Raw genomic sequence first — 391 nt, 5'->3', positions numbered from 1 at the left:
ACTGGTCCTGGAAATGCTCCCCTTCGAGCTGGAGCCGCTGATGCAGGACCTGGCCGTGGTGCTCTCCGGCAACCAGGGCGACAAGGACGTCGAGGTGATCTTCGACATCGATCCCGAGCTGCCCAGCGCGGTGGTCGGCGACCGCCTGCGCCTGCAGCAGATCCTCATCAACCTGGCCGGCAACGCACTGAAGTTCACCGCCCGCGGGCACGTCCTGGTGAGCTTGCGGCGTCTGGCGCACGACGCCCACCTGGTGCGCCTGCGGGTGCTGGTGGCGGACACCGGCATCGGCATCAGCGCGGAACAGCAGCAGCGCATCTTCGAAGGTTTCACCCAGGCCGAGGCGTCCACCTCGCGACGCTTCGGCGGCACCGGCCTCGGCCTGTTCATC

1 protein-coding gene is annotated in these 391 nt (G+C 68.0%); it reads left to right on the top strand.

The genetic code is table 11. The annotated features are described in order from the left end of the window. The coding region (locus FLO80_RS24155) for an ATP-binding protein (protein ID WP_500676340.1) at positions 1–391 on the top strand (391 nt) is incomplete at both ends.

This window comes from Aquicoccus porphyridii (assembly GCF_008369105.1).
GTDB lineage: Bacteria > Pseudomonadota > Alphaproteobacteria > Rhodobacterales > Rhodobacteraceae > Aquicoccus > Aquicoccus porphyridii.
This window is presented reverse-complemented; position numbering and strand designations above follow the sequence as displayed.